The sequence below is a fragment of the Pseudomonas sp. K5002 genome, from assembly GCF_013386655.1.
GTDB lineage: Bacteria > Pseudomonadota > Gammaproteobacteria > Pseudomonadales > Pseudomonadaceae > Aquipseudomonas.
This window is the reverse complement of record NZ_JACARK010000610.1, coordinates 1-6072: the sequence shown is the minus strand read 5'-3', so window position 1 is coordinate 6072 and position 6072 is coordinate 1. Positions and strand designations below refer to the sequence as shown.

The window sequence follows — 6072 nt, the reverse complement described above, 5'->3', positions numbered from 1 at the left end:
TCAACGGCAGCCCGGCGAACAGCTGGCGATTGGTGGAGGCGTCGCTGTCGCCACGCATGCTCAGTTCAGCCTGGGCCGAGACAATGCGCGAAGCGGTCTTGCGCAGCTCGTCTTCCAGTTCCATGTTCGGCACGCGCGGCGCCAGGGCCGAGGGTTTGTAATCCAGGGCAGCCGTCAGCTCCACACCGCCGGCAATACGACGGTTACCGATAATCGCAGCGTCGGCGCCCAACTCATCACGTACCAGTTTCATGGCCTGACGCATATCGGCGGCGAAAAAACGCTTCACTTGCATATCCCACTACCTCAGCCGTTGGGCCCTACTGTCGCGACGATAGTCACTTGCTTATTGTCAGGAATTTCCTGGTAAGCCAATACGTGCAAATTCGGTATAGCCAGGCGTCCAAACCGCGACAACATCGCCCGGACGGGGCCAGCCACCAGCAGGATCACCGGATGGCCTTCCATTTCCTGGCGCTGCGCGGCCTCGATCAACGAACGCTGCAGCTTCTCTGCCATGCTTGGCTCCAGCAACACGCCCTCATCAGCGCCCTGCCCAGCCTTCTGAATACTATTGAGCAATATTTGTTCCAACCTTGGTTCCAAGGTGATAACAGGCAGCTCGGAGTCAAGCCCTACAATGCTTTGGACGATTGCACGCGACAATCCGACGCGCACTGCGGCCACCAGGGCGGCAGTATCTTGACTCTTGGCGGCATTGTTGGCGATAGCTTCGGCAATGCTGCGAATGTCCCGCACCGGCACCTGCTCGGCCAACAGCGCTTGCAGCACCTTGAGCAGTTGCGAGGTGGACAGCACACCCGGTACCAACTCTTCGGCGAGTTTTGGCGAGGCCTTGGCCAGCAATTGCAAGAGTTGCTGGACTTCTTCGTGGCCAATCAGCTCGTGGGAGTGCTTGTACAGAATCTGGTTGAGGTGGGTGGCGACCACAGTGCTGGCGTCGACCACGGTGTAGCCCAGCGACTGCGCCTGGCTGCGCTGGCTGATTTCGATCCATACCGCTTCCAGGCCAAAAGCCGGATCTTTGGCGGTAATCCCGTTGAGGCTGCCAAACACCTGGCCCGGGTTGATCGCCAGTTCGCGGTCCGGGTAGATCTCGGCCTCGGCCAGAATCACCCCCATCAGGGTCAGGCGGTAGGCGCTCGGGGCCAGGTCGAGGTTGTCGCGAATGTGCACGGTGGGCATCAGGAAGCCCAGGTCCTGGGACAACTTCTTGCGCACACCCTTGATCCGCGCCAGCAATTGCCCGCCCTGGTTGCGATCCACCAGGGGAATCAGGCGGTAGCCGACTTCCAGGCCGATCATGTCGATCGGGGTCACGTCGTCCCAGCCCAGCTCCTTGGTTTCCAGGGCGCGGGCCGGCGATGGCAGCAGTTCCTGCTGGCGCGCCACTTCCTGCTGGGCAATCACCTTGATGTTGTTTTGTTTTTTCCAGAACAGGTAGGCACCGCCGGCGGCCATGGCGGCCATGCTCAGGAACGAGACATGGGGCATGCCCGGCACGATGCCCATGATCGCCATGATGCCTGCCGCCACCGCCAGCGCCTTGGGCGAGGCAAACATCTGCCGGCTGATCTGCTTGCCCATGTCTTCGGAGCCCGAAGCACGGGTCACCATGATCGCCGCAGCTGTAGATAACAACAGTGATGGCAATTGCGCCACTAAACCGTCACCGATGGTCAGCAGGGCGTAAACCTTGCCGGCGTCGCCAAAGGTCATGCCGTGCTGGAAGATGCCGACCGCCATGCCGCCGATCAGGTTGATAAACAGAATCAACAGGCCGGCGATGGCGTCGCCGCGCACGAATTTGCTGGCACCGTCCATGGACCCATAGAACTCGGCTTCCTGGGCGACTTCAAGGCGACGGGCCTTGGCCTGGTTCTGGTCGATCAGGCCGGCGTTGAGGTCGGCGTCGATCGCCATCTGCTTGCCGGGCATCGCGTCGAGGGTAAAACGCGCGCTCACCTCGGAAATCCGCCCGGCGCCCTTGGTCACGACCACGAAGTTGATGATCATCAAGATCGCAAAAACCACGATACCGACCACGTAGTTACCGCCGATCACCACCTCACCGAAGGCCTGGATCACCTTGCCCGCGGCGGCGTGGCCGTCCTGGCCGTGGAGCATCACCACCCGGGTGGAAGCCACGTTAAGCGCCAGCCGCAGCAGGGTGGCGATCAGCAGGATGGTTGGGAATACCGCGAAATCCAGCGGCCGCAGGGCGTATACGCACACCAGCAACACGACGACCGACAGCGCAATGTTGAAGGTGAAGAACACATCCAGCAGGAACGGCGGCATCGGCAACATCATCATTGCCAGCATCACCAGCAACAACAACGGCACACCCAGATTGCCTCGCGAGAGGTCAGTCAGGGTGCCACGGGCCGTGCTGAGCATTTGAGAGCGATCCACCGGTATTCCTCGTTTCCTTGAAGCAAACTTTTGACGCCGGGAAGCGTCCTGGAGGCGGTATTGCAAGAAGCCTTCCAACTTTTGCTTGAGGAAGCAGATCGTTCCGGCGGCCAGCAACGACATACCGCCGCGTGCACATCACCTGTGGCGAGGGAGCTTGCTCCCGCTGGGCTGCGCAGCAGCCCCGGAACGGCTTGCGCGCTTTGCCTGATTCACCGCGGTAGCTTTATTGGGGGCGCTTCGCACCCCAGCGGGAGCAAGCTCCCTCGCCACGCTGATTGAGGTAGCGCCCTCGCCCGCGACTTACACGGTGCGAGATGCAATTGCGGGAACGCTCAGGGGGATTTCTGTTGTTTGGGCGGACGCCTTCGCGAGCAAGCCCGCTCCCACATTTGACCGCGTTTATACGGGATATACACGGTCAAATGTGGGAGCGGGCTTGCTCGCGAAGAGGCCAGGAGGGACGCTACAAAATCAGGAATCCCGACGCAAATCCGGCGGAATCGGCAGGTCCTTCAGCGGATCCGGCCGCTTGCCCTTGCCCGCCCGGTACTGGCGGATCTGATACACGTACGCCAACACCTGAGCCACCGCCAGATACAACCCGGCCGGGATCTCCTGGTCCAGGTCGGTGGAGTAGAAGATCGACCGCGCCAACTCCGGCGATTCCAGCAGCAGGATGTCATTGGCGACCGCAATCTCGCGGATTTTCAACGCCGTGAAATCACTGCCCTTGGCCAGCAACATCGGCGCCCCACCCTTCTCCGGGTCGTACTTGAGCGCCACGGCGTAGTGGGTCGGGTTGGTGATGACCACATCGGCATCGGGCACCGAGGCCATCATCTTGCGCTGGGACATCTCGCGCTGCAGCTGGCGAATCCGCTGCTTGACCTCGGGCCGGCCTTCCTGGTCCTTGTGCTCGTCGCGCACTTCCTGCTTGGTCATCAGCAGTTTCTTGTGGCTTTCCCACAGCTGGATCGGCGCATCCACCGCAGCAATGAGGATCAGCCCGCAGGCCATCCACAGCGAGCTCCAGCCCACCACTTGCACACTGTGGATGATCGCCAGCTCGATCGGCTCATGGGCGATGCGCAGCAGGTCGTCGATGTCGGACGACAACACCGTCAACGCCACAAACAGGATCAGGATGAACTTGGCCAAGGCCTTGAGCAGTTCCACCAGGGCCTTGGTGGAAAACATCCGCTTGAGCCCGGCCGCCGGGTTCATCCGGCTGAATTTGGGCGCCAGGCTGCCGGCGGCAAACAGCCAGCCGCCGAGGGAAATCGGGCCGATCAGGGCCGCCAGCAACAAGGTGATGAGGATCGGCTGCACCGCGAGGATCGCAATCTTGCCCGAGTGCAGCAGGTACAAGCCCATGGCACCCGGGCTCAGCAGCACGTCGCGGGGCAGGGAGAAATTCAGGCGCATCAACTCCATCAGGTCCAGGGCCAGGCCACCGCCGTAGATCAGCAGGCCGCCGGAACCGGCGAGCATGATCGCCAGGGTGTTGAGCTCTTTGGAGCGGGCAATCTCGCCCTTTTCCCGGGAGTCCTTTTTACGTTTCTCCGTGGGGTCTTCTGTCTTATCCTGGCCACTCTCGCTCTCGGCCATGGCTTACCGCGCCCGCGCCAAGTCACGTAAAAACTGCAAGGCGTCGGTCGCCAGCGGTTGATACTGATTGAGAATGTCAGCCATGCCGACCCAGAAAATCCCCATGCCCAGCACCAGGGTCAACGGGAAACCGATGGAGAAAATGTTCAACTGCGGCGCCGCCCGGGTCATCACGCCAAAGGCGATGTTGACCACCAGCAGCGCAGTGATCGCCGGCAATACCAGCAGCAGGGATGCACCGAGCACCCAGCTCAAGCGCCCCACCAGCTCCCAGAAATGATTGACCACCAACCCGCTGCCCACCGGCAAGGTGGTGAAGCTTTCGGTCATCACCTCGAACACCACCAGGTGGCCGTTCATGGCCAGGAACAGCAAGGTCACCAGCATCGTCAGGAATTGCCCGATCACCGCCACCGACACGCCGTTGGTAGGGTCGACCATGGACGCGAAGCCCATGCCCATCTGGATCGAGATGATCTGCCCGGCGATCACGAAGGCCTGGAAGAACAGCGTCAGGGAGAAGCCCAGCAAGGCGCCGATGATGATTTGCTCGGCGATCAGCATCATTGCACTGAGGTCCAGGGCATTCACCGGCGGCATCGGCGGCAAGCCCGGCACGATCACCACGGTGATCGCCACCGCGAAATACAGGCGGATGCGCCGTGGTACCAGGGTGGTGCCGAACACCGGCATGGTCATCAGCACGGCCGTGACCCGGAACAACGGCAGGATGAACGAGGCCACCCAGGTGCTGATCTGGGTGTCGGTCAAGGCCAGCATCGAATTCACGGGGTCAGCCGATCAACTGCGGAATACTGCCGTACAGCTGCAGGATGTATTCCATGAAGGTTTGCACCAGCCACGGGCCGGCAACGATCAGGGTGATCAGCATCACCAGCAGGCGCGGCAAAAAGCTCAGGGTCTGTTCGTTGATCTGGGTCGCGGCCTGGAACATCGCCACCAACAGGCCCACCAACAGGCTCGGCACCACCAGTACGGCGACCATCATGGTGGTCAGCCACAGGGCTTCGCGAAACAGGTCGACTGCTACTTCTGGCGTCATGGCCTACACCCCACCGAAACTGCCGGCCAGGGTGCCGATTATCAGCGCCCACCCGTCCACCAACACAAACAGCATGATCTTGAACGGCAACGAAATGATCAGCGGCGACAGCATCATCATACCCATGGCCATCAGCACACTCGCCACGACGAGGTCGATGATCAGGAACGGAATGAAGATCATGAAGCCGATCTGGAACGCGGTCTTCAACTCCGAGGTCACGAACGCCGGCACCAGGATGGTCAGCGGCGCCATGTCGGGGCTGGCGATGTCGGTACGCTTGGACAACCGCACAAACAACTCAAGATCGCTGGAACGGGTCTGCGACAGCATGAAATCCTTGATCGGGCCCTGGGCCTTGTCGATCGCATCCTGGGCGGTCATTTTCTCCGCCAGGTACGGTTGCAGGGCTTGCTGGTTCACCTTGTCGAACACCGGCGCCATGATGAACAGCGTCAGGAACAGTGCCATGCCGGTGAGGATCTGGTTCGACGGCGTCTGTTGCAGGCCGAGGGCCTGACGCAGGATCGAGAACACGATGATGATGCGGGTGAAGCTGGTCATCAGCATCACGAACGCGGGGATGAAGCTCAGCGCGGTCATGATCAGCAGGATCTGCAGGCTGACCGAATACTCCTGCGCGCCCGCAGCGTTAGTGCCCAGGGTGATCGCCGGGATCGACAACGGGTCTGCCGCGTACGCCAGCGGCGCTGCCAGCAACAGCATGAGCGTCAATAAAACGCGCATTACTTCTTATCCTTCTGATCCTTGCCCAGCAACTCCATGAGGCGCTGGGCGAATTCCGGCGTGGCCGCTTGGGTCTGGGCCACTTCCACAGGCGACTTGAGCACGTGCAACGGGGTGATGCGACCGGGGGTGATGCCCAGCAGGATCTGCTCGTCGCCGACCTGCACCAGCACCAGCCTGTCCCGCGGGCCAAGGGCGCGTGAACCCACCAGCTC

General features: G+C 61.4%; 6 protein-coding genes and 1 pseudogene. All 7 read right to left on the bottom strand.

Annotated elements, in window-relative coordinates:
* Positions 1-295 (bottom strand): annotated as a pseudogene (gene flhF / locus HX846_RS24725) (flagellar biosynthesis protein FlhF); the annotation flags it as partial.
* 11 nt (positions 296-306) lie between these two features.
* On the bottom strand, positions 307-2421 hold the full coding sequence (gene flhA, locus HX846_RS24720; protein WP_023659255.1) for a flagellar biosynthesis protein FlhA: 2115 nt from the start codon (positions 2419-2421) through the stop codon (positions 307-309).
* A 489-nt stretch (positions 2422-2910) separates the two neighbouring features.
* Positions 2911-4047, bottom strand: a complete 1137-nt coding sequence (gene flhB, locus HX846_RS24715) for a flagellar biosynthesis protein FlhB (protein ID WP_087694331.1) — start codon at positions 4045-4047, stop codon at positions 2911-2913.
* Positions 4048-4050: 3 nt separating this feature from the next.
* Positions 4051-4827 carry a flagellar biosynthetic protein FliR gene (gene fliR / locus HX846_RS24710; RefSeq protein WP_003214551.1) on the bottom strand — a complete coding sequence of 259 codons (777 nt, stop codon included), beginning with the start codon at positions 4825-4827 and terminating at the stop codon, positions 4051-4053.
* A 13-nt stretch (positions 4828-4840) separates the two neighbouring features.
* Positions 4841-5110: a flagellar biosynthesis protein FliQ gene (gene fliQ / locus HX846_RS24705; RefSeq protein WP_003214552.1), complete on the bottom strand. Its 270-nt coding sequence runs from the start codon at positions 5108-5110 to the stop codon at positions 4841-4843.
* A 3-nt stretch (positions 5111-5113) separates the two neighbouring features.
* The gene (gene fliP / locus HX846_RS24700) at positions 5114-5857 is read right to left on the bottom strand and encodes a flagellar type III secretion system pore protein FliP (RefSeq protein ID WP_003214554.1); all 744 of its coding nucleotides are present in this window, start codon (positions 5855-5857) and stop codon (positions 5114-5116) included.
* On the bottom strand, positions 5857-6072 hold a 216-nt coding region (locus tag HX846_RS24695), incomplete at its 5' end, for a flagellar biosynthetic protein FliO (protein ID WP_178966273.1). The genes fliP and HX846_RS24695, both read right to left, overlap by 1 nt.

What these genes read in the sequence shown, in the direction of transcription:
- flhA (WP_023659255.1), bottom strand. Translation starts at nt 2,421, where the DNA reads ATGCTCAGCACGGCCCGTGGCACCCTGACTGACCTCTCGCGAGGCAAT.
- flhB (WP_087694331.1), bottom strand. Translation starts at nt 4,047, where the DNA reads ATGGCCGAGAGCGAGAGTGGCCAGGATAAGACAGAAGACCCCACGGAG.
- fliR (WP_003214551.1), bottom strand. Translation starts at nt 4,827, where the DNA reads ATGCTGGCCTTGACCGACACCCAGATCAGCACCTGGGTGGCCTCGTTC.
- fliQ (WP_003214552.1), bottom strand. Translation starts at nt 5,110, where the DNA reads ATGACGCCAGAAGTAGCAGTCGACCTGTTTCGCGAAGCCCTGTGGCTG.
- fliP (WP_003214554.1), bottom strand. Translation starts at nt 5,857, where the DNA reads ATGCGCGTTTTATTGACGCTCATGCTGTTGCTGGCAGCGCCGCTGGCG.